Annotated in this window: 20 protein-coding genes; 5 read left to right on the top strand and 15 right to left on the bottom strand. The window is 70.5% G+C overall.

The genetic code is table 11. The annotated features are described in order from the left end of the window. Positions 1-28: 28 nt before the first annotated feature. The gene (mmsB, locus tag C8P66_RS11765) at positions 29-898 is read right to left on the bottom strand and encodes a 3-hydroxyisobutyrate dehydrogenase (protein WP_111398462.1); all 870 of its coding nucleotides are present in this window, start codon (positions 896-898) and stop codon (positions 29-31) included. A gap of 39 nt (positions 899-937) precedes the next feature. Next, complete coding sequence (locus C8P66_RS11760; protein WP_111398461.1) at positions 938-2,542, bottom strand: alkaline phosphatase D family protein; 1,605 nt, start codon at positions 2,540-2,542, stop codon at positions 938-940. Between the two features lie 171 nt (positions 2,543-2,713). On the opposite strand from C8P66_RS11760, the gene C8P66_RS11755 reads away from it, so the two are divergent. Beyond that, positions 2,714-3,172: a MarR family winged helix-turn-helix transcriptional regulator gene (locus tag C8P66_RS11755; RefSeq protein ID WP_158537221.1), complete on the top strand. Its 459-nt coding sequence runs from the start codon at positions 2,714-2,716 to the stop codon at positions 3,170-3,172. Positions 3,173-3,423: 251 nt separating this feature from the next. Continuing rightward, positions 3,424-5,127, top strand: a complete 1,704-nt coding sequence (locus C8P66_RS11750) for a DEAD/DEAH box helicase (protein WP_111398459.1) — start codon at positions 3,424-3,426, stop codon at positions 5,125-5,127. Between the two features lie 3 nt (positions 5,128-5,130). Here the strand turns inward: C8P66_RS11750 and C8P66_RS11745 are convergent, their stop codons facing one another. From C8P66_RS11745 to C8P66_RS11725, 5 genes are read right to left on the bottom strand one after another with little or no spacing between them, the layout of a single operon-like run. Then, entirely contained in the window at positions 5,131-5,862 is a 732-nt protein-coding gene (locus C8P66_RS11745) for an ABC transporter ATP-binding protein (protein ID WP_111398458.1), read from the bottom strand. After that, the gene (locus tag C8P66_RS11740; RefSeq protein WP_111398457.1) at positions 5,859-6,695 is read right to left on the bottom strand and encodes an ABC transporter ATP-binding protein; all 837 of its coding nucleotides are present in this window, start codon (positions 6,693-6,695) and stop codon (positions 5,859-5,861) included. Before C8P66_RS11740 ends, C8P66_RS11745 begins: the two co-directional genes overlap by 4 nt. Then, positions 6,692-7,585, bottom strand: a complete 894-nt coding sequence (gene nikC, locus C8P66_RS11735; RefSeq protein ID WP_111398456.1) for a nickel transporter permease — start codon at positions 7,583-7,585, stop codon at positions 6,692-6,694. The genes C8P66_RS11740 and nikC overlap by 4 nt, the downstream gene beginning before the upstream one ends. Next, positions 7,582-8,592, bottom strand: a complete 1,011-nt coding sequence (locus tag C8P66_RS11730) for an ABC transporter permease (protein ID WP_111398455.1) — start codon at positions 8,590-8,592, stop codon at positions 7,582-7,584. Before C8P66_RS11730 ends, nikC begins: the two co-directional genes overlap by 4 nt. After that, complete coding sequence (locus C8P66_RS11725; RefSeq protein ID WP_111398454.1) at positions 8,589-10,181, bottom strand: ABC transporter substrate-binding protein; 1,593 nt, start codon at positions 10,179-10,181, stop codon at positions 8,589-8,591. The genes C8P66_RS11730 and C8P66_RS11725 overlap by 4 nt, the downstream gene beginning before the upstream one ends. Before the next feature lie 109 nt (positions 10,182-10,290). Here C8P66_RS11725 and C8P66_RS11720 point away from each other — a divergent pair, with 109 nt between their 5' ends. Further along, positions 10,291-11,718 (top strand): M20 family metallopeptidase, encoded by a 1,428-nt coding sequence (locus tag C8P66_RS11720; RefSeq protein WP_111398453.1) that lies wholly within the window; start codon positions 10,291-10,293, stop codon positions 11,716-11,718. Here C8P66_RS11720 and C8P66_RS11715 read toward each other — a convergent pair. The 3 genes from C8P66_RS11715 to C8P66_RS11705 are packed head-to-tail and all read right to left on the bottom strand — an operon-like array spanning position 11,658 to position 16,151. Further along, positions 11,658-12,899, bottom strand: a complete 1,242-nt coding sequence (locus tag C8P66_RS11715; RefSeq protein WP_111398452.1) for a selenocysteine synthase — start codon at positions 12,897-12,899, stop codon at positions 11,658-11,660. The two genes, C8P66_RS11720 and C8P66_RS11715, sit on opposite strands and share 61 nt — an antisense overlap. A 2-nt stretch (positions 12,900-12,901) precedes the next feature. After that, positions 12,902-13,870, bottom strand: coding sequence for a D-2-hydroxyacid dehydrogenase (locus tag C8P66_RS11710; protein ID WP_111398451.1), 969 nt, complete (start codon positions 13,868-13,870; stop codon positions 12,902-12,904). 46 nt (positions 13,871-13,916) lie between these two features. Then, positions 13,917-16,151, bottom strand: coding sequence for a primosomal protein N' (locus C8P66_RS11705; protein WP_111398450.1), 2,235 nt, complete (start codon positions 16,149-16,151; stop codon positions 13,917-13,919). Between the two features lie 40 nt (positions 16,152-16,191). Between C8P66_RS11705 and fsa the strand changes: the two genes are divergently transcribed. Together fsa and C8P66_RS11695 are read left to right on the top strand one after the other, a co-directional pair. Beyond that, complete coding sequence (fsa, locus tag C8P66_RS11700; protein WP_111398449.1) at positions 16,192-16,848, top strand: fructose-6-phosphate aldolase; 657 nt, start codon at positions 16,192-16,194, stop codon at positions 16,846-16,848. After that, entirely contained in the window at positions 16,845-18,017 is a 1,173-nt protein-coding gene (locus C8P66_RS11695; protein ID WP_111398448.1) for a multidrug effflux MFS transporter, read from the top strand. The genes fsa and C8P66_RS11695 overlap by 4 nt, the downstream gene beginning before the upstream one ends. 3 nt (positions 18,018-18,020) lie before the next feature. Here C8P66_RS11695 and C8P66_RS11690 read toward each other — a convergent pair whose 3' ends face one another. From C8P66_RS11690 to C8P66_RS11670, 5 genes are all read right to left on the bottom strand, one after another. After that, a complete protein-coding gene (locus C8P66_RS11690; RefSeq protein ID WP_111398447.1) occupies positions 18,021-19,031 on the bottom strand; it encodes a S1C family serine protease in 1,011 nt (336 codons plus the stop codon). A gap of 20 nt (positions 19,032-19,051) precedes the next feature. Beyond that, entirely contained in the window at positions 19,052-19,420 is a 369-nt protein-coding gene (locus C8P66_RS11685) for a gamma-butyrobetaine hydroxylase-like domain-containing protein (RefSeq protein ID WP_111398446.1), read from the bottom strand. Beyond that, positions 19,420-19,620 (bottom strand): Trm112 family protein, encoded by a 201-nt coding sequence (locus C8P66_RS11680; protein ID WP_111398445.1) that lies wholly within the window; start codon positions 19,618-19,620, stop codon positions 19,420-19,422. The genes C8P66_RS11685 and C8P66_RS11680 overlap by 1 nt, the downstream gene beginning before the upstream one ends. Positions 19,621-19,636: 16 nt before the next feature. After that, a complete protein-coding gene (locus tag C8P66_RS11675) occupies positions 19,637-20,296 on the bottom strand; it encodes an LON peptidase substrate-binding domain-containing protein (protein ID WP_111398444.1) in 660 nt (219 codons plus the stop codon). A 71-nt stretch (positions 20,297-20,367) separates the two neighbouring features. Next, on the bottom strand, positions 20,368-21,294 hold the full coding sequence (locus tag C8P66_RS11670) for a tetratricopeptide repeat protein (RefSeq protein ID WP_111398443.1): 927 nt from the start codon (positions 21,292-21,294) through the stop codon (positions 20,368-20,370). Positions 21,295-21,314 lie beyond the last annotated feature (20 nt).

Below are 21,314 nucleotides of genomic sequence, written 5' to 3'. Positions count from 1 at the left end.
AAAGGAAGGCCCCCGCCGGCGGGCCGCGTCAAGCCGCCCCGCGCAGCATGCGGATGATCCCGGAAAAATCCGTCTGCGCGCCGCCTTCGGCGACGAAGCGACGGTACAGCTCCAGCGCATGCGCCCCGAGCGGAGTCGCCGCCCCCGTCTCCTGCGCCGCCTGCTGCGCGAGGCCGAGGTCCTTCTCCATCAGCGCACCCGCGAACCCCGGCGCGTAGTCGCGATTGGCCGGGCTGCCCGGGACCGGGCCGGGGACCGGGCAATAGGTCGTCAGCGCCCAGCACTGGCCCGAGGATTTCGAGGCGACATCGAACAGCGCCTGATGCGACAGGCCGAGTTTTTCCGCGAGCACGAAGGCCTCGGCGGTGCCGATCATGCTGATCGCCAGCAGCATGTTGTTGCAGGCCTTGGCCGCCTGTCCCGCACCCGACTCGCCGCAATGCACGATGCTGCGGCCCATGGCCTGCAGGATCGGCTCGGCCGCCGCGAAGGCCCCATCGGGGCCGCCGACCATGAAGGTCAGCGTGGCATTCTCCGCCCCCATGGTGCCGCCCGAGACCGGGGCATCCAGCATCGGCAGGCCGGTCGCGACCTCCCGCGCCGTGGCGACGTCGATGGTCGAGCAATCGATCAGCACCGCGCCCGGGGCCGCCGCCGCCGCCATCCCGCCGGCGCCGAGCCAGGCATCCCGCACATGCCGCCCGGCCGGCAGCATGGTGATGACGAAATCCGCCCCCGTCGCCGCCTCGGCGGCTGAGGCCGCGGGGGTGCAGCCGGTGGCCGCCGCCATGGCCGCTGCCGAAAGGTCGAAGGCGCGGACCTCATGCCCGGCCTTGGCAAGGTTGCGGGCCATGGGGCCGCCCATATTGCCCAAGCCGACGAAGCCGATGCGTGCCATGTCCGTGTCTCCGTGATTGGGCGCTACCCCAATCCCGAATCAGGCGCGATGCAACGTCACCTGCCCGGTTTCCTGCACGAAACGCGCCTTGTCCTCGCGCGGGGCATCGGGGCGGGTGACGAAGGGGACGGCGCGGAACACCGTCTCCATCCGCCCCGGCGTCGCCTCATGCCCCGGCGTCGCCTCATGCAGGGTGTAGCCGCGGCGGTTGTTGAAGAAGGCGATGTGGGGGTTGCGGCGCAGGATCTCGGGCGTGCTGTTCTGGATCTCGCTGCCATCGCCCTCGCTGGTGACGGACGGGGCGGTGAATTCGGTGGCGATGGCAGAGCCGTCCTCGGCGGTGACGCTTCCGGCCCAGGCGGTGTGGACATCCCCGCTCAGCACCACGGCATTGGAAATGCGGCGGTCGCGCAGGCCGGTCAGCAGCCGCGTGCGGGCGGCGGGATAGGCGTCCCACTTGTCCATGCTGATGGCGTCATTGGGCAGCTCGCGCCGCATCATCATCACCTGCTGCGCCAGGATCTCCCAGGTGGCGGGGCGCTCGGCCAGCCCGTCCAGCAGCCAGGCCTCCTGCGCCGCGCCCAGCATCTGGGCATCGGGCCGCAGGACGGCATCGCAGGGCCGCCCGGTCACATCGCCGCAGGGCTGGTCGTCGCGGTATTGGCGGGTGTCCAGCGCATGCAGGGTCGCGAGCCGGCCGAAGCGCAGCCGGCGATGCGCCCCGATGGTGTCGCCGCGCGGCAGCATGGAGGCGCGGACGGGCATCGCCTCATACCAGGCCTGGAAGGCGGCGGCCTTGCGCAGGGCGAAGATCTCGGGCGGCACCGCGACGGGGCGGCGGGCGGAGCCATCCTCCTCGCTGATGCGGCCGGCCCAGTTGTTGTCCACCTCATGGTCATCGAAACTCACGATGAAGGGGTGGGCGGCGTGGGCGGCAATCAGGTCTGGATCGGTATGATATTGTGCGTAACGCTGCCTGTAATTCTCAAGCGTGTAGGTCTCCGCCCCGGCATGGCTACGGATGGCTGGGCCCCAGCCGCGTGATCCAGGCTGCCGCCCGGCGTATTCATAGATGTAGTCTCCGTAATGAAAAACTACATCCAGATCGGGTTCCTCGGCGATGTGGCGCCAGGCGGTGAAATGGCCGTGCTCCCAATGCTGGCAGCCGGCATTCACCACGCGAAAGCGGTCGGGCATGGCGTCGGGCGTGGGGGCGGTGCGGGTGCGGCCGATACCCGAGACCGCCGCCCCCGCCCGAAAGCGGTACCAATAGGGGCGGGCAGGGGCGAGGCCCGTGACCTCGACATGCACCGCGAATCCCAGCTCGGGCCGCGCCAGCGCGATGCCGCTTTGGACGATGCGGGTGAAGCCGTCATCCTTCGCGACCTCCCAGCCAACCGGCCGCGCGACAGGCAGCAGCCCGCCCATCGGGGCCAGCGGTTCGGGCGCGAGGCGGGTCCAGAGCACCACACCATCCGGCCAGGGATCGCCGCTGGCGACGCCGAGGGTGAAGGGATCGCGCCCCGCCTCCGCCACCATCTGGGCGCGGGCGGGGCCGATCGCGGCCAAGGCGGCAAGGGCGGTCGCGCCCCGCAGCAGGCCGCGACGGTCCAGGTCGAGGATATGACGGTGAAGGCTGTCCATGGACCCAGTGTGTCCGGTTGCCGCAGGATTGGGCATGACATTGGGATCAATTTCACCGCAGGGCGCACAGCGGTCCGCAGCGCGATAAATAACTAGGATTTAATGTATTTCTCGCGATAATGTTACCCGCGGCATGGCAAGGTGATTCTCGTGGATATGCAAGCACCGACCTTGTCGTCGGCAGACGCGCCTGCGCTGTCGCGGCTTCTCCTTCTCGTCAGCCTGGCGGCGAAGCCTTTCGCGCGCGTGCATGAGCACCGCTGGGGCATCAGCCTCCCCGAATGGCGGGTGCTCCTCAGCGTGCGCGACCAGCCCGGCATTTCCGGCAGCGAGCTGGCGCAGGAGCTGGGCCTCGACAAGATGGCGATCAGCCGCGCCGTGCGCGTGCTGGAGCGCGGCGGCTACCTCTCGCGGAAGACCGCCCCCGGCGATATCCGCCGCCAGGCACTGCGCCTGACGGTGCAGGGCGAGGAGCTGTGCGCCGCGATGTCGCCGCATGATCGCGCATTGGACATGCATCTGCTGCGCGACCTCGCACCCTCCGAAGCCGAGCAATTCATGCAGATGCTGGACCGGCTGGTGGCCGCCGCCCGCAGCCAGCGCGGCCAGCGGTCGCCGAGCGAACCCTAACCCCCCGCGTCAGCGGGGCGCCAGCCCAGCAAAACCAAGGCTTCCCCTTTGCCGCCGCACGGCCTATGCGCTTGCCGACGCGAAGGGGCGTGCGGCCGGGAGTGCCGTGCCTGCCTCCCCTCCGCCCACGACGCCGTCCGCGACACTCGGCAGCTCGTCGTGCCCTGTGATTGACCGACGATTTGGCCGCTTCACCGGCCGGGCCCGGACGCTTGGCGTTCCCCCGCAAGAAGCTGCTCTAGGACGCCTCCATGCCCTTTCCCGTACTTTCCCCGCCGCTGCTCGCAGCCCTTGCCGAGCGCGGCTATGCCGAACCCACCTCGGTTCAGAACGCCGTGCTGCAGCCCGAGACCCTCGGCCGCGATCTGCTCGTTTCCGCCCAGACCGGCTCTGGCAAGACCGTTGCCTATGGTGTTGCGATGGCCGCCGAGATCCTGGGCGACCTGGAGCGCCTGCCGCCCCCGGGCATGCCGCTCGCCCTGGTCGTGGCGCCCACCCGCGAACTCGCGATGCAGGTGCAGACCGAACTCGCCTGGCTCTATGCCCGCGCCGGCGGCCGGGTCGTGGTCTGCGTCGGCGGGGTCGATCCCGTCTCCGAGCGCCGGGCCCTGGCCCAGGGTGCCCATATCGTCGTCGGCACGCCCGGCCGTCTGCGCGACCATCTGGAGCGCGGCCAGCTTCGCCCCGCCGCCATGAAGGTGGTGGTGCTGGACGAGGCGGATGAGATGCTCGACCTCGGCTTCCGCGAGGATCTGGAAGCTATTCTCGAAACCACCCCGTCCAGCCGCCGCACCTTGCTGTTCTCCGCGACGGTGCCCCGCGCCATCGCGGCCCTGGCCAAGGGCTATCAGCGCGATGCGATGCGCATCGCCGCCTCCGGCGAGGGCGACCAGCATGGCGACATCGACTACCAGGCGCTGCTGATCGCCCCGCATGAGGTCGAGCGCGCCGTGGTCAACGCCCTGCGCTACTACGACAGCCGCAGCACGCTGGTGTTCTGCACCACCCGCGCCGCGGTGAACCGGCTGCATGCCAACCTCGTGGAGCGCGGCTTTGCCGCCGTGGCGCTCTCGGGCGAGCTGTCCCAGGCCGAGCGCACCCGCGCCATGCAGGGGCTGCGCGATGGCCGGGCGCGGGTTTGTGTGGCGACGGATGTGGCCGCCCGCGGCATCGACTTGCCCGACCTCGCCCTGGTGATCCACGCCGAACTGCCGAAGGACCCGGAGACCCTGCTCCATCGCAGCGGCCGCACCGGCCGCGCGGGCCGAAAAGGCATCAGCGCGATGATGGTGCCGCACAACCGGCGCCGCTCCGCCGAGCGCCTGTTGCTCGCCGCCCGCCTGAAGGCGACCTGGATGCCGGCGCCCACCGCCGAATCCATCCATGCCAAGGACGGCGAGCGCATCGTCGCCAATGCCATCGGCATGTTGGCCGAGGAGCCCGACGCCGAGGATCTGGCCCTGGGCAAGACCCTGCTGGAAGGCCGGTCGCCCGAGGCGTTGGCCGCCCTTCTGGTCCATGTGATGCGCGCGCCTTTGCCGGCCCCCGAGGAACTGGCCGGCATCGACGAACGCCCCGCGCCGCGCGACCGCGACAATGCCGCCCGCCCGGCCGCCCACCAAGGCCCGCCGCAGGAAGCGGTCGAGGGCATCTGGTTCCGCATGAACCTCGGCCGCAACCAGAATGCCGATCCGCGCTGGGTGCTGCCCTTCCTCTGCCGCCGCGGGCATGTGACGCGTGAGGAAATCGGCCGCATCCGCATCATGGAGCGTGAGACGCGCTTCGAGGTCGCCTCCTACGCCGCCGAGCGCTTCTTTCACGCGGCGGGCCGTCCGGGCGAGGATGACGCGCATATCACGATCGAGCCGGCCGAGCCGGTGCGGGCCGCCGGCCCCGTGGCCGCGGCCCCGCCGCGCCGCTCGCCCCCGACCCGCGGGCCGCGCCCGCAGCGGTAAGCGTCAGGCGCCTTCGAGGTCGCGCGAGAGCGCGATCAGCTCCCGCGTATGCGGGTGCGAGGCGATGCCTGCGCGCAGGCTCGCCTCATCGAGCGTCTCGACGATCTGCCCCCCCTGCATCACCGCGATCCGCCCGCAGAGATGCGCCACGACCGGCAGGTTGTGGGAGACCAGGATGAAGGTGAGCTGCCGCGCGGCGCGGATATCGGCCAGCAGGTTCAGCACCTCGGCCTGCACGCTCACATCCAGCGCGCTGGTCGGTTCATCCAGCAGCAGCACCGAAGGGTCGGCGATCAGCGCGCGCGCGATCGCCACCCGCTGCCGCTGCCCGCCCGAAAGCTGGTGCGGGAAGCGGTAGCGCAGGGCGGGGGAGAGCGCGACCTCCTCCAGCGCCCGGGCGATCCGCGCCTCCGGCAGCCCGTGCACCAGCAAGGGTTCGGCCAGGATGCGGTCGATCGTCTGGCGCGGATGCAGCGAGCCATAGGGGTCCTGAAAGACCATCTGCACCTTGCGGAAGAAGGCGCGGTCGCGGCCGCGCGCCAGATCCTGCCCGTCGATGACCAGGCGGCCTTCCGACACCGGCGTCAGCCCCGCCAGCGCCCGCAGCACGGTCGATTTGCCCGAGCCGGACTCGCCGACCAGGCCGAAGCTCTCGCCGGGGTCAACGCGCAGCGACACGCCGCGCACCGCATGCACGGCGCCGAAGCGGACGTGCAGCGCCTCGGCCGTGATCATGCGAACCAGGCCGGGTCGCGCGTCAGCACCGGCAACCGCGCCCGGGGATGGGTCAGCGAGGGCAGGCAGTCCAGCAGCCCGCGCGTATAGGGATGGCTCGCCTGGGCCAGGTCGCGCGCGGCCAGTTGTTCCACCACGCGGCCGCCCACCATCACCACCACCTTGTCGCAGAAGCGCGAGACCAGAGGCAGGTCATGGCTGATGAGGATCAGCGCCATGCCGCGCTGCTCCACCAACTCGTCCAGCAGGCGCAGGATCTCGGCCTGCACGCTGGCGTCCAGCGCGCTGGTCGGCTCGTCGGCGATCAGCAGGTCCGGGCCGGGGGCCAGCATCATGGCGATCATCACCCGCTGGCCCATGCCGCCCGACAGCTCATGCGGATAGGCGCGGGCGACGCGGCCGGGGTCGCGGATCTGCACCTGTTCCAGCAAGGTGATGGCGCGCTCGGCCGCCTCCCGCCTTCCGATCCGCTGATGCGCGCGCAGGGCCTCGGCGATCTGTTGGCCTGCGGTCATCACCGGGTTCAGCGCGTATTTCGGGTCCTGCAGGATCAGCCCGATGCGGCCGCCGCGCAGGTCGCGCATCCGGCGTTCAGGGGCGTTGAGCACATCGATGCCATCGAAGCGCAGGGCGGCGGCGCGGACCCGTGCGGCCGGCGGCAGCAGCCGCATCAGCGCCCGGCCGGTGACGGATTTGCCCGAGCCGGATTCCCCGACGATAGCGAGCTTTTCGCGGCCCAGATTCAGCGATACCCCCCGCACCGCCGGCTGCCAGCCGTTGCGGCCGGGAAAATCGACGTGCAGGTCGTCGATCGTGACCAAGGGCTGGCTCATCGCTGCTTCGGGTCCAGCACGTCGCGCAGGCCATCGCCCAGCAGGTTGAAGGCCAGCGAGATGAGAAAAATCGCGACGCCGGGGACCAGCGGCACCCACCATTGTTCCAGGATGAAGCGCCGCCCGGTCGCGATCATCGTCCCCCATTCCGCCAGCGGCGGCTGCGCCCCGAGCCCCAGGAAGCCAAGCCCCGCCGCCGTCAGGATGATCGAGGACATGTCCAGCGTGACCCGCACCACCAGCGAGCCCAGGCACATCGGCAGCACATGCCGCAGCACGATCCGCGCCCCCGAGGCCCCGGTCAGCCGCACCGCCGCGATGTAATCGGCGTTGCGGACCATCAGCGTCTCGGCCCGCGCCAGCCGCGCATAGGGCGGCCAGGCGGTCAGCGCGATGGCGATGACGGCACTTTCCACCCCCGGCTTCATCGCCGCGACGAAGGCCAGCGCCAGGATCAGCCGGGGGAAGGCGAGGAAGACATCCGTCACCCGCATCAGCACCCGGTCGAGCCAGCCCCCCGCATAGCCCGCGACCGCGCCCAGGATCAGCCCGATGGGGGCGACCAGCGCGACCACCGCCACCACCATCCCAAGCGTCAGCCGCCCGCCGAACAGCACCCGCGACCAGACATCGCGCCCCAGCTCATCCGTGCCGAACCAATGCGCCGCCGAGGGCGGTTGCAGCCGGTTCGCGAGGTTCTGCGCGCCCGGATCATGCGTCGCGAGGATCGGTGCCGCCGCCGCCATCGCCAGCATCAGCAGCACGATGACGAGGCCCGCCACCGCCAGCGGGTTCCGCTTCAGCGCCAGCCAGCCCTGGTAGCGCCGGCCCCAGACCGCCTGCCGGCGCGAGGCCGGCGTGTCGGAGAGCAACCAGGCCCGCGTCGTCACACCCGGGGATCCATCACGCGATAGAGGAAATCGGCCAGCAGGTTCAGCGCCACATAGATCAGCCCGACGACCAGGGTCGCGCCCAGCACCGCGTTCATGTCCGCGTTCAGCAGCGACACGGTCAGATATTGCCCAAGCCCCGGCCAGGCGAAGATCGTCTCGGTCAGCACGGCACCTTCCAGCAGCCCGGCATAGGTGAGGAAGAGCACGGTCACCAAAGGCACCAGCACATTGCCGAAGGCATGGCGCCAGACGATGCGCAGCGGCGACAGCCCCTTGGCCCGGGCCGTGGTGATGTATTCCTGGCGCAGCTCCGCCAGCATGAAGGCCCGCGTCATCCGCGCGATATAGGCCAGCGAGAACAGCGCCAGCACGCCCGCCGGCTGCGCCAGATGCCACAGCGCATCGCGAAACGCCGGCCAATCCCCGGCCAGCGCCGTATCCACGGTCAGCAGCCCGGTGCGGATATCGACCATATCCTCGAACAGAATGCCCTGCCGGCCCGGACCCGGCGCCCAATGCAACGTCGCGTAAAACACCATCAGCGACAGCAGCGCGAGCACGAAGACCGGCACGGAATGCCCGGCGAGGCAAAACAGCCGCACCGCCTGATCGATCCAGGAATCCTGCCGCGTCGCCGCCAGCACGCCGAGCGGCACCCCGATCAGCACCGCCAGGATGATCGCCGCCGTGGCCAGTTCGAAGGTCGCGGGGAAGTAGCGCGCGATGTCCTGCGTCACCGGATTGGCGGTCATCACCGACCGTCCCAGATCCCCCGAGAGGATCTGGCCGAGGTAGTGCCAGAACTGCACCAGCAGGGGCTGGTCCAGCCCCAGTTCCAGCCGTGCCCGCTCCACCACATCCTGCGGCGCCCGGTCGCCGACGATCGCCAGCACCGGGTCGATCGGCACCACCCGCCCGATCAGGAAGGTGACGACCGCGAGGCCGAACAAAGTGATCGGGACGCTGGCGGCCGTCGCCGCCAGCGCGCGCAGCCGCGACGTCACCCCTTCGCGGTGTTGCGGTAGTTGCCGCGATCCGACATCGGCCCGAGATCGAAGCCCGTCAGATTGGCGCGCATCGCCACCACCTCGATCTCCTGCAGCATGATCGCGAAGGGGCTTTGCGCCTGGTGGTCGCGTTGCAGGGCGGCGTACATCTCGGAGCGCTTGGCCGTGTCCGTCTCCTTCACCGCCGCGACGGCACGCGCGGTCAGATCCTCGTTCTGCCAGGAGGACCGCCAGGCGAGGGTGCGGTTGCGCGCGCCATCGGCATTGTCGGGGTTCATGCAGAAGGTCTCGGCATTGGTGTGCGGATCGAAGTAATCCGCCCCCCAGCGCAGCAGCGCCATCTCATGCTGGCGCGCGCGGGTCTTGGTGATGACGGCGCGCTGCTCGCCCGGCAGCACGCGGGCACGGATGCCGACGGCGGCGAGGTTCGCCTGCACCGCCTGGGCGATATCGGCATAGGGCTGGGACGCCTGGACGTCGATCGTCACCTCGAAGCCGTCCGGCAGCCCGGCCTCGGCCAGCAACGCCTTGGCGCGGGCGACATCCTGGTGGAACGGCGTGTCGTTCACCGCCGAGGGGAAGCCCTCGGGCAGGAAGGTCTGGTGCACCGCGAAGGTGAAGGGCACCAGATTGGTCTGGATTCCGGCGTAGTCGATCGCCCATTTCACCGCCTGCCGCACCTGCGGCTTGGCGAGGTTCGCGTTCTTCTGGTTCATCGCCAGATACATCAGGCTGGCGCGGCGATTGGTCAGCAGCTTGAAGGCGGTGCTGCCCTGAAGCCCGCGGATCTGGTCCGAGCCCAGGTCCCGCGCGATGTCGTAATCGCCCTGCTGCAAGCCCAGGAACTGCGCCGAGGGGTCGGCGATATGGCGGATCAGGAAACGGCGGGTGCGCGGGGGTGTCGCGGCATGAGGGTTGGCGTCCAGGGTCACCGATTCGCTGGCCCGCCAGGACACCAGCCGATAGGCGCCCGACCCCGCCGAATTCTGCTTCATCCAGGCATTGCCCAGATCCTCGCCCTGCTGGCGCTGCAAGGCGACGGCCTTCTCCACCACGCTGCCAACATTGGCCGAGAGGCAATAGAGGAAGAAGCTCGGGCTGGTCGGGGCCTCCAGGGTGATGACCAGGGTGGCCGGGTCGCTCGCCCGGATCAGCCGCGCCACATTGTCCTTGGTGAAGCCGAATTGGTTGATGATGAAGGCCGGCGATTTGTTCAGGATCACCGCGCGTTGCAGGGAAAACGCCGCATCCTCGGCCGTCACCGCGGCGCCGGAGGAGAATTTCGCCCCCTGCCGCATCTTGAAGGTGAAGGTCTTGGCGTCGGGCGACACCTCCCAGGATTCGGCCAGCTCCCCCATCAGCCGCCCCGGATCGCTGTTCGGGGTGTTCACCAGCTTCTGGTAGACGTTCCCGCAGACCTCATTGCCCGAATATTCGAAGGATTCATGCGGATCGAGGCTGGTCATGTCGTCGATCACCTTGGCCATGACGATGGCGCCGGTGGGGGACTGCGCGTGGGCGATGCTGCTGTAGTTCAGCAGGGCGCCGCCGGCGGTGGCGGCAAGGAAGCTGCGACGGTCGAGCATGGCTGGGTCTCCGGGAATGGGCGAGGCTAACCCCGCCACGCCCCCCCGCGCCAGCTTCCGCAACGCACCCGCCCGTGCGAAAACTTGGCGCCTTCCAAGGAGCCCGGCGATGAAGAATACCGAAACCATCTGGCAGCATGTCGACGCCCGGCGCGACCCCTATGTCGGCCTCGCCGACCGGGTCTGGGGCATGCCGGAGCTTTGCTACGCCGAGACCCGCTCCTGCGCCGAACACACCACCATGCTGGAGGCCGAGGGCTTCCGCGTCACCCAGAACGTCGCCGGCATCCCGACCGCGGTGATGGGCGAGGCCGGTGAGGGCGGTCCCGTCATCGCCATCCTCGGCGAATACGACGCGCTGCCGGGCCTCAGCCAGGAAGCCGGCGTCGCCGAGCACCGCCCGGTGCCGGGCGATGGCAGCGGCCATGGCTGCGGCCACAACCTGCTGGGCTCCGCGAGCCTGATGGCCGCCGCCGCGGTCAAGGACTGGCTGGCCGAGAACGGCCTGCCGGGCCGCGTGCGCTACTACGGCTGCCCCGCCGAGGAAGGCGGCGCCGCCAAGGGCTTCATGGTCCGCGAAGGCGCCTTCGACGATGTGGACATCGCGATCTCCTGGCACCCGGCCGCCTTTTCCGGCGTGAACGAGGCCGAGTCGCTGGCCAATACCCGCATCGACTTCACCTTCGCCGGCCGTGCCGCCCATGCCGCGGGCGCACCGCATCTGGGCCGTTCGGCGCTGGACGCGGTCGAGTTGATGAGCGTCGGCGCGAACTACCTGCGCGAGCACATCCCCTCCGACTGCCGCCTGCACTACGCCTATCTGAACGCCGGCGGCATCGCGCCGAACGTGGTGCAGTCCTCGGCCAAGGTCCGCTATTTGATCCGCGCCGTGGATCTGGCGACGCTGACCCCGGTGGTGGAACGGGTCCGCAAGATCGCCGAGGGTGCGGCGCTGATGACCGGCACGACGGTCACCACGCAGGTCATCAGCGCGGTGTCCAACCTTGTCGGCAATGGGCCGATGGAGCAGGCGATGCAGGAGAACTTCGATCGCCTCGGCCCGCCGCAGTTCACCGATGAGGATCGCGCCTTCGCCGCCGAGATCCAGAAGACCCTGACCTCGGACGACATCGCCGCCGCCTTCCGCCGCCACGGCCTGAAGGTGCAGAAGGGCCTGACGCTGTGCGACGCCATCGTGCCGATGGGTGCGAGCGCCGGCGGCACCGGCGTCGGCTCGACCGACGTCGGTGACGTGTCCTGGAAGGTGCCGACCGTGCAGGCGCGGGGCGCGACCTATGCGATCGGCACGCCCGGCCATTCCTGGCAGTTGACGGCGCAGGGCAAGAACCCGGCGGCGCATGCCGGCATGGTGCATGTCGCCAAGATCATGGCCGGCACCGCGGTGGATGCGCTGAAGAACCCGGAGCTGATCGCCCGCGCCAAGGCCGAGCACGCGGCCCGCATGGCGGAAAGCCCCTATGTCTGCCCGCTGCCCGCCGATGTGAAGCCGGCGTTGGGGATGTCGCTGGCGGAGTAGCCACAGGCCAGACGCAGGGCCGCGGCCAGCTCCGGCAGGTCGCGGTCCAGCAAGGCGATCGGGTTCACCGCCAGGATGCCCTGGCGGAGGCGCCCGGCGTCCAGATGTACCGCCGGGCTATGCGCGCGGCAGGCGGCCTCCACGGCGGCGGCCCGCGCCGCATCGCCGAAGCGCAGTTCCAGCAGGGGCAGCCCGGGCTTGGCGCCATCGGCGACCAACGACAGCCCCGGCAAAGGCCCGATCCGCCGCTTCAGCCGCTGCAACCGCGCGGTCCAGATCTCGGTGCGTTCCGCCGGTTCGGCGGTGGCGAAGGCGACAAGCGCGGTCAGCAGCCCCATCACCTCCTCCTTGCCCACCTTGCAGGAGCGGCCGATGCCGTGATGCGGCAGCCCGCCGAGGGCCTCCAGCGGGGCGAATTCCGGCGGCACCTCGAACTGATCCTCGGGCAGGTCCAGGTCCAGCATCTGCACCAGCGCCGAGGCGACCAGATCCCGCCGCCCGCACAATATGCCGCTGGCCTGCGGCCCGCCGATCGCCTTGCCGCCGCTGAAGGCGACCAGATCGGCGCCTTCCTCGAGGAAGCGGCGCAGGTTGGTCGCGGGCGGCAGTTGCGCCGCGGCATCCACCAGCACCGGCAGCCCATGCGCGCGGGCGACCGCGACGATCTCGGGCAGCGAGGGTTCGCTGTGCGGCCCTGCCAGATAATAGATCGCGGCGGTGCGGCCGGGGCGGATCGCCTGCGCGACCTCCCACGCCGCCGCATCGCGCACGCCGGGGCCGGAGAAGCGGTCGGGGATGCCGACCTCCACGATCCGCGCGCCAGCCACGCGCAGCGCGCGGTCATACATGTTGCGCTGGCTGCGGATCGCGACGATCTCGCGCGCCATGCCCCTGGTATCGGGCAGGCGCTGCATCGCGCCAAGATCCAGCCCCGCCAGGCACGCCGCCGCCCCCAGGAGGATGCCGGCCGAGGCGCCGCTGGTCACGATCCCGGCCTCCGCCCCCGTCACCCCGGCGATGACGCGGCTGGCGGCGGCCTGCAGGTCCAGCATATCCACCGTGGCGGTGCTGGCCGCCGCCATCGCCGCCACCACCGCCGGTGCCAGCACGCCGCCCGAAAGCCGGGTGTTGGTGCCGAAGGCGTTGATCACCGGCACCACGCCGAGGGCGGCATAGTCCATGGTCAGACGATCTGGTTCTTCAGCACCGTCTCGCCACGCCCCAGCCGGTCCAGGTTCTCCAGCAGCAGCGCGATGACATTGTCCTCGTAGCGGCGGGTCTCGCCGGCACTATGCGGGGTGATGATCACATTCGGCATCGTCCAGAGCGGGCTGTCGGGCGAGAGCGGCTCACCCTCGAAGGTGTCGAGCCCAGCGCCGGCGATGGCGCCGCGCGCCATGACATCGGCGACATCCGCCTCCACGCAGACTTTTCCGCGCGCCACGTTGATGAGGAAGGACGACGGCTTCATCAGCGCCAGGGTCTCGGCATTGATGATGCCGGTGGTCTCGGGCGTCAGCGGGCAGGTCAGCGCGACGTAATCGGCGCGGGGGATCTGATCCTTCAAGGCGCTCAGCGCGTGGACTTCATCCGCGCCGTTCAGTCCGCCGGCCGGGTCACGGCGGATGCCGATGACGTTCATGTCGAAGGCCTTGGCAAGCCGCGCGAGCCTGCCGCCGATGCCGCCGATGCCGACGACGAGCAGGGTCTTGCCGCCCAGCTCATCCTCACGCAGCGACAAATCGCCGACCATGCCGCGCCAGAATTTGCGGGCCTGGTTGTCGCGCGCCTCCGGCAGGCGGCGGGCGAGGGCGAGGATCAGCGACATCGCATGCTCGGACACCGCGCGGACATTGGCGCCCTGGGCGCTGGCGAGGCGGATGCCGGCGGCGCGGAACGCGTCCTGCCCATACTGGTCCACGCCGGCGCTGACCGACTGCACGAAGCGCAACTTCGTGGCCAAGGGGATCAAATCGTTCTTCCACAATCCGGAGATGACCAGCACATCCGCCTCGCCCAGGCGCTGCTCCAGGCTGGCGCGATCTCGCACCTGGATGATGCGCAGCCCGGTGCCGAGCGCCTCGAAACGCTCCTGAAACCGATAGGCCGGGTGGGCGAAGCAGATGGTCAGGTCGGATTTGGAGGGGAACATGGGGCGCCTCGATCGGGGATCGGGCAGGGATAAACATCGGCAGCGGCTAAAGGAACCCCACCGGGTCCACATCCACCTGCACCCGCACCTGGTTCGAGACCGGCACCCGCGCCAGCCATTCATGCAGGATCGGCTGCACCGCGATATCCCGCCGCGCCTTCAGCAGCAGCCGCCGCCGGTGCCGCCCGCGCAGCAGGGCCAAGGGCGCTGGCGCGGGGCCCAGCACCTCGAAGCCATCGCCCTGCGGCGCGGCGCGGCCGAGGTCGCGCGCGGCGCGATCCGCCGCCGCCTCATCCTCGCTGCTGACGATCAGCGCGGCGAGGCGTCCGAAGGGCGGCCAGTGGCCGGGGCGGCGCTGGTCCGCCTCGGCCCGCATGAAGGCATCGAGGTCGCCGCCGATCAGCGCCTGCATCACCGGATGCTCGGGGTTCCAGGTTTGCAGCAGCACATGCCCCGGCGCATCGGCGCGGCCGGCGCGGCCCGAGACCTGGTGCAGCAACTGCACCGTGCGCTCCGCCGCGCGCAGGTCGCCGCCCGCCAGCCCGAGATCGGCATCGACCACGCCGACCAAGGTCAGGTCAGGAAAGTTCCAGCCCTTGGCGACGATCTGGGTGCCGATGATCAGATCGACCTCGCGATCCACGATGCGCCGCGCCGCCTCGCTGGCCGCCGCGGGGCCGGCGATGGTGTCGGAGGCCATGACGATGCGCCTTGCATCGGGGAAGACCTCGGCCGCTTCCTCCTGCACCCGCTCCACGCCGGGGCCGACGGCGGCCAGCGTGCCCTCCGCACCGCAGGCCGGGCAGGCGGGGGGGATCGGTTCGGCATGGCCGCAATGGTGGCATTGCAGCCGGCGTTGCAGCCGGTGCTCGACCAGCCAGGCGGTGCAGTTCGGGCAGCGCATGCGGTGCCCGCAGGCGCGGCACAGCGTCAGCGGCGCATAGCCGCGCCGGTTCAGGAACAGCATCGCCTGTTCGCCGCGGGCGATGGTCGCGTTCACCGCCTCGACCAATGCGGGCGAGAGGAAACGCCCGCGTTCGGGCGGGCAGGTCCGCAGATCGATCGCCGAGACCTGCGGCAGCCCCGCCGCGCCATGGCGCAAGGGCAGATGCAGTAGGCGGTAGCGCCCGGCCTCGGCATTGGTCAGGGTTTCCAGGCTGGGCGTGGCGCTGACCAGCACCGCCGCCGCCCGGGTGAGCCGCGCCCGCACCACCGCCATGTCGCGGGCGGAATAGACGACGCCTTCCTCCTGCTTGAAGGAGGTCTCGTGCTCCTCATCGACGATGATGGTGCCGAGGTCGGGGAAGGGCAGGAACAGCGCCGAGCGCGCGCCGACCACGACTGGCGCCGCCCCCTCCGCCACCGCGCGCCAGGTGTCGCGCCGGGTGCGCGGGGTCAGTTCCGAATGCCACAGCGCCGGCGCGCAGCCGAAGCGCGCGGAAAAACGGTCGAGCCATTGGGTGGAGAGCGCGATTTCCGGCAGCAGCACCAGCGCCTGCCGCCCGGCGCGCAGCGCCTCGGCCACCGCTTCCAGATAGACCTCGGTCTTGCCCGAGCCGGTGACGCCGGCGAGCAAAGTGACGGAGAAGCCATGCTCGGCGACGGCCGCGCGCAGCGCGCGGGCGGCATCGGCCTGCCCCTCGGTCAGCACCGAGCCCTGATGCGCGGGGTCGGGGCGGGCGAAGCGCGCATCGGGCGGGAGCAGCGCCGGTTCCAGCAACCCGGCCGAGGCCATGCCCCGCACCACACCGGGGCCGACGCCCGCGGCCTCCGCCAGCAGCCCGCCCGCATGGGGGGCGCCATCGGCGACCAGCGCCAGCACGCGGGCGCGTGCGGGGCTGATGCGCGCGGCGGGGGGCGGCGGATCGGCGCGGCGCCAGCCGGCGGTGGGGGCGGCGGGCTCCAGGGCCGAGGGCGCGCTCATCGTCATCCGCAGCACGGCGCCGGGGGGCGAGAGGGTGTAGCTCGCGATCCAATCCACCAGGCGCCGCAGCGGTGCGGTCATCGCCGGGCAGTCGAAGACGCGGAGGAGCGGCTTCAGCCGCGAGGCGGGCAGGGTGGGATCGGCCTCCCCATCCCAGACCACGCCTGCGACCTCGCGCCCGCCGAGCGGCACCTCGACGAAACTGCCGGGCGGCGGCACGGCCAGCCCCTCCGGCACGCGGTAATCATAGGCGCCCGCGAGCGGCAGCGGCAGCAGCACGCGGATGCGGCGCGGTACATCCTCCGGTAGCAGCGATGCTGCTTTCACGTGAACGGGGGTTCGCCGGGCGCCTGCCATCCGCTATGCCCGGCCTGAGCCCATCCTCCGGAGACCCCCCATGAAATTCTTCGTCGATACCGCCGATATCGCGGACATCAAGGCACTGACCGAGGCCGGCATGGTCGATGGGGTCACCACCAACCCCTCCATCATCGCCAAATCCGGCCGCAAGATGGCCGAGGTCATCGCCGAGATCTGCGCCATCACCCCAGGTCCCGTCAGCGCCGAGGTCACCGCGACCGATTTCGAGGGCATGCTGGCCGAGGGCAAGTTCCTGCGCGACATCGCCAAGAACGTCTGCATCAAGGTGCCGCTGACCGAAGCCGGCCTGCGCGCCTGCAAGGCCTTCACGAGCGAGGGCACCCTGGTCAACGTCACGCTGTGCTTCTCCCCCGCCCAGGCGCTGCTGGCGGCCAAGGCTGGCGCGAGTTTCGTCTCGCCCTTCGTCGGCCGGCTGGATGATATCGCGCAGGACGGCATGAAGCTGATCGCTGACATCATGACCATCTACCGCAACTACCCCAACCTGCGAACCGAGGTGCTGGTCGCCTCCATCCGCCATCCGATCCATCTGGTCGAGGCCGCCAAGCTGGGCGCCCATGTCTCGACCCTGCCGCCGTCGGTGATCCGCCAGCTCTACAGGCACCCGCTGACCGATCGTGGGCTTGAGGCCTTCCTCGCCGATTGGAAGAAGACCGGCCAAAGCATCCTGTGAAACCAACACCCGCCACCTGGCTGCTGGTGGCGATGACGGCCATCGGCCCCTTCACCATGCAGGTGCTGGTGCCCTCGCTGCCGCGGCTGGGCGAGCAGTTCGGCGCCAGCAACGCGGCGGTGCAGCTGACCTTGACGCTGTACCTCGCGGGGGTGGCGCTGGGGCAGATGTTCTACGGCACGGCCTCGGACCGCTTCGGGCGGCGGCCGGTGTTGCTGGTCGGGCTTGCGATCTATCTGGTCGCGACCCTCGCCGCGGCCTCGGCGCAGTCCATCGGCGGGCTGGCGGTGGCGCGGGTGATGCAGGCCATGGGCGGCTGTGCGGGCATGGTGCTCGGGCGCGCGATGATCCGCGATGTCTATCCGCGCGACCGCGCCGCCAGCGTGCTCGCCTATGTCCTCATGGCGATGAGTGCGGCGCCGATGCTCGCGCCGCTGCTCGGTGCCTGGATGGATGCGACGCTCGGCTGGCGGGCGGGGATGCTGATCTGCTTCGGCTATGGCGCGCTGGTCGCGGCCGCTACCTGGTTCCGCCTGCCCGAGACCTTGGCCAGCCCCACCCCGATGGCGGGGATCGCCGGCGTGCTGCGCGCCTACGGCGGGCTGCTGGCGGTGCCGGAGTTCCGTTGGCTGGGTGCTGTGAACTGCTGCACCTCGGGCGTGTTCTTCGCCTTCATGGGCGGCGCGCCCTTCGTGGTGGTGCAGGGCATGGGGCGCAGCCCGCAGGATTACGCCTATGCCTTCGTCGGCGTGTCGGTCGCCTTCATGGCGGGGTCCTTCGCGGCGGGGCGGCTGTCGATGCGGCTGGGCTCGATGCGGATGATCAGCGTGGCGCTGGCCATCACCACCATCGGCGCGGTGGCCGGGCTCGCGCTGGTGCTGCTGGTGCCGGGCAGCCTGTGGCTGTTCTTCGCGCCGATGGCGGTGGTGGGCTTCGGCAATGGCATGGGCCAGCCCAATACCATCGCGGCGGCGGTCAGCGTCCGCCCGACCTTTGCCGGGACCGCCAGCGGGCTGATCGGGGCGCTGCAGATGGGGTTCGGCGCGGCGATGACGGCGCTGGTGGGGGTGATCGAGGGCGGCGCCGGGATCGGGACCATGGCGGTGATGGCGGCTTGTGGGGTCGGGGGGAATCTGGCGTTGCGGGGGGTGCGGCGGGTGACGGTGTAGAGGCTACCGCTCACACCGCACAAACACCGTCGATCCCTGCGCGATATCCCCGATATCCGGTGTGCTCCGTTCCGCCCCCCGGCTCTCCGCCAGCACCGGCGCCACATTCAACGTGCGCAGAAACCCCAGCGCCTCGCTGCCCTTGATGGCAAAATTCACATTCTGGGCGATATCCCCGGTCTGCCGCGCCACCGCCTGGGCGTTGAGCTTGGCCACCACCACGCCCACCACATGCCCTTGCATATCCAGCAGCGGGCCGCCGGAGTTGCCGGGCTGCACCTCGGCGCTGATCTGCATCTGGGTCGCGTCGTCGCGCAGCCCGTTCAGCCCGTTCACCTCGCCCCGCGTCAGCTTGGCGTCGGAGGACAGCAGCCCGGACAGCGGAAACCCATAGGCCACCACCCCCTCGCCACGCCGGATCGCGGGTGTGCTGCGGAAGGCCAGCGGCGGCAGGTCCAGCCCCGGCACCGTCAGCAGCGCCAGATCCAGCCGGCGGTCCACCCGCGCCGGCGGCGTGGCGCCCAGGAACCGCCCATCCGGGGTGCGGACGAGGATGCGATTGCAGGTTTCCACCACGTGGTGATTGGTCAGGATCGCATCGAGCGCGACGGTAAAGCCGGTGCCGGTGCTGGCCCGCGCCTGGCGGTTCGGCGCCTGAGGATTGGCCGCGGCCCCCGAGCGGATCGCCCGCGCGGCGGCGGCATCCAGGATGATCTGGCGCTCGACGCAAACCTCCTGCCCCCGCACCAGGGCTTCCTTGCCATCGGCCAGCACCAGCCGCAGGTCGAAGCGGCAGCCGGCATCGGCATTGGGCCGCAGCCGGAAGCCGCCACCATCCGGCAGCGGCCCATGCGTCAGCAGGTTGCCGCCCCAGTCCGTCCGCCCCGCCCGCACGGCGTAGAGTGCGGTCGCCGGCTGGCCGGTGCGGTTGAGGATGCGGAAGGGCTCGGCGGTCTGCGCGCCGAGGGGGCCGGCCGGCAGCAGCAGGGCGAGGCAAAGCAGCAGGGCGCGCATGGGGAGGTTCCTGGGGGTTGTTATCGCCGCTTCGGCGGGTCGCGCGACAGCCCGCGTTCGGCCAGCGCGGCTTCATAGGCGGCCCAGATCTCGGCCTGCCGCTCGCCCAGGCGTCGCAGGGTCGCCCAGGGGTAGATGCCGCTGTCGTGCAGGTCGTCGAACACGATCCGCACCGCGTAATGCCCGACCGGGTCCAGCCGCATGATGTTCACATGGCGGCGCCCGGCGATGATGGTCTTCTGGCCGGGGCCATGGCCCTGCACCTCGGCCGAGGGGCTCTCGACCCGCAGATATTCCGCCGGCAGGCTGAACCGCGCGCCATCGGCGAAGGCGACGTCCAGCACCTTCTCGGCCGTCCGCAGCCGCAATTCCGTGACAGGGTGGTCCATCAGCCGTCCAGGCGGCGGGCTTCGTCCGGCAGCATGATCGGAATGCCGTCGCGGATCGGATAGGCGAGCCCGGCCTGGTCGCTGATCAGCTCCCCGGCCTCGCGATCATAGCGCAGCGGCCCCTTGGTGACCGGGCAGACCAGGATTTCCAAAAGCCGCGGATCGACCGGGCTGTGTTTCGGCGGTGTTTCGTCGGTCATGACCCATGCTCCATCGTCAGCTTGGCCGGCTTTCCGGGTCGGCCCCGCCATGCGCGTCCATCTGCAACAAGGCCACTAGCATGGACGCGCGCTCGGCGGGGGCAGGGGCTTCCAACAGCGCCTGCTTCTCGCGCGGGTCGAAGGGGCAGACCATGCACAGGGTGGTGACCAGCGTGGCATCGGCGGTGTGTTCGATCGCATCCCAATTGGCGTCGATCTGCCGCGCTTTGAAGAAGGGCCGCAGCGCGCCGAGCAAGGCCGGCCGGTCGAGCGGGGCCGCCGGCTCGGCGTCCAGATCCGCGGCATAGGCCGCATACTCCGCGCGGACCCGGCGATAGCCGAGGCGCATCTCCCTCTCCCCCGCGAGGGCGAAGCGCAGCACGCCGGTCAGCGTCACCAGGAAGCGCCCATCCTCGGTTTCCGAGAAGGAGGAGATCCGGCCCAGGCAGCCGACGCGATACAGGCTGGGCCCGTTCGGCCCGCGATGGCCCGAACCATCCGGCTGGATCATCCCGATGACCCGCCCGGCGCCGAGCGCATCCTCGATCATCGCGAGGTAGCGCGGCTCGAAGATGTTCAGCGGCAGCCGCCCCCGCGGCAGCAGCAGCGCCCCGGTCAGCGGGAAGACAGGGATCTCGTCGGGCAGGTCGGATAGGGTCGTGGTAAAGGCCGGCATGGGTCAGGCACCCTTCGATCGGGCTCTCTGCCGGGGATCGGTCTCATCCCCGGCCCACGCCGCCCCGCTGGTCAGCGGAACAGGATCGCGGAAAGCTTGCGCCGCCCCGCCTTGGCCGCCGGATCGTCGAAACCCCAGGCTTCGAAGAACTTCAGCAGCTGCTTGCGGGCGGCTTGTTCACCCCAGGTGCTATCGCGTTTCATGGCGTCAAGCAGGGCATCTGTCGCGGCTTCCCTCTGGTCCATCGCATTCAGGGCGATGGCGAGGTCGATGCGGGCCGCGTGGTCGTTCGGATCGGCGGCGAGGCGGGCCTCGAATTCCGCGGTTTTCTCCCGCGCGGCACGGCCGACGATGGCGAGCTCGATGGCCGTGCGGACCGAAGCGATGTCCGCATGGGTCGCGATCTTTTCCGGTGCGGCGTCGAGCACGGCCAGCGCCTGCTCCTCCTCGTCCAGCATCATCAGGCAGCGGGCGACGCCGGCCAGGGCCTCGGGGTTCTCGGGCTCGGCCTGGGCCAGGGCGCCGTAGAATTCCAGGGCGCCTTGGAAATCGCCGGCCTCGATGGCGGTCTTGGCCTCGGCCAGCAGGTCGGCGGCGGGGGAGGCGCCGCCGGCCGCCTTCAGCAACGCATCGATGAACTTCTTCACCTCGCTTTCCGGCAGCGCGCCCTGGAACATGTCCAGGATCTGGCCCTGCCAGAAGGCGACGACCGTCGGCACCGATTGCAGCGGCAGGCCCATCTGGGCGAGCTGCTGGACCAGCTGCTGGTTCTTGTCGATGTCGATCTTGACCAGGCGGACCTTGCCGCCGGAGGCGCGGGTGGCCTTCTCCAGCGCCGGGGTCAGGGCCTTGCAGGGGCCGCACCAGGTGGCCCAGAAATCCACCAGGATGGGGACCTCCTGGCTGGCCTGGACGACGTCCTGCATGAAGGTCCGCTGATCCCCGTCCTTGACGGGATCGGGGCCGGGCGCGGCGGAGGCGCTGGGGTCGAGCAGCATGGGATGGCGATCCGACAAGT

The organism is Humitalea rosea, assembly GCF_003253705.1.
GTDB lineage: Bacteria > Pseudomonadota > Alphaproteobacteria > Acetobacterales > Acetobacteraceae > Humitalea > Humitalea rosea.
This window is presented reverse-complemented; position numbering and strand designations above follow the sequence as displayed.

What these genes read in the sequence shown, in the direction of transcription:
- mmsB (WP_111398462.1), bottom strand. Translation starts at nt 898, where the DNA reads ATGGCACGCATCGGCTTCGTCGGCTTGGGCAATATGGGCGGCCCCATG.
- C8P66_RS11760 (WP_111398461.1), bottom strand. Translation starts at nt 2,542, where the DNA reads ATGGACAGCCTTCACCGTCATATCCTCGACCTGGACCGTCGCGGCCTG.
- C8P66_RS11750 (WP_111398459.1), top strand. Translation starts at nt 3,424, where the DNA reads ATGCCCTTTCCCGTACTTTCCCCGCCGCTGCTCGCAGCCCTTGCCGAG.
- C8P66_RS11745 (WP_111398458.1), bottom strand. Translation starts at nt 5,862, where the DNA reads ATGATCACGGCCGAGGCGCTGCACGTCCGCTTCGGCGCCGTGCATGCG.
- C8P66_RS11740 (WP_111398457.1), bottom strand. Translation starts at nt 6,695, where the DNA reads ATGAGCCAGCCCTTGGTCACGATCGACGACCTGCACGTCGATTTTCCC.
- C8P66_RS11725 (WP_111398454.1), bottom strand. Translation starts at nt 10,181, where the DNA reads ATGCTCGACCGTCGCAGCTTCCTTGCCGCCACCGCCGGCGGCGCCCTG.
- C8P66_RS11720 (WP_111398453.1), top strand. Translation starts at nt 10,291, where the DNA reads ATGAAGAATACCGAAACCATCTGGCAGCATGTCGACGCCCGGCGCGAC.
- C8P66_RS11715 (WP_111398452.1), bottom strand. Translation starts at nt 12,899, where the DNA reads ATGGACTATGCCGCCCTCGGCGTGGTGCCGGTGATCAACGCCTTCGGC.
- C8P66_RS11710 (WP_111398451.1), bottom strand. Translation starts at nt 13,870, where the DNA reads ATGTTCCCCTCCAAATCCGACCTGACCATCTGCTTCGCCCACCCGGCC.
- C8P66_RS11705 (WP_111398450.1), bottom strand. Translation starts at nt 16,151, where the DNA reads ATGGCAGGCGCCCGGCGAACCCCCGTTCACGTGAAAGCAGCATCGCTG.
- fsa (WP_111398449.1), top strand. Translation starts at nt 16,192, where the DNA reads ATGAAATTCTTCGTCGATACCGCCGATATCGCGGACATCAAGGCACTG.
- C8P66_RS11690 (WP_111398447.1), bottom strand. Translation starts at nt 19,031, where the DNA reads ATGCGCGCCCTGCTGCTTTGCCTCGCCCTGCTGCTGCCGGCCGGCCCC.
- C8P66_RS11685 (WP_111398446.1), bottom strand. Translation starts at nt 19,420, where the DNA reads ATGGACCACCCTGTCACGGAATTGCGGCTGCGGACGGCCGAGAAGGTG.
- C8P66_RS11680 (WP_111398445.1), bottom strand. Translation starts at nt 19,620, where the DNA reads ATGACCGACGAAACACCGCCGAAACACAGCCCGGTCGATCCGCGGCTT.
- C8P66_RS11675 (WP_111398444.1), bottom strand. Translation starts at nt 20,296, where the DNA reads ATGCCGGCCTTTACCACGACCCTATCCGACCTGCCCGACGAGATCCCT.
- C8P66_RS11670 (WP_111398443.1), bottom strand. Translation starts at nt 21,294, where the DNA reads ATGCTGCTCGACCCCAGCGCCTCCGCCGCGCCCGGCCCCGATCCCGTC.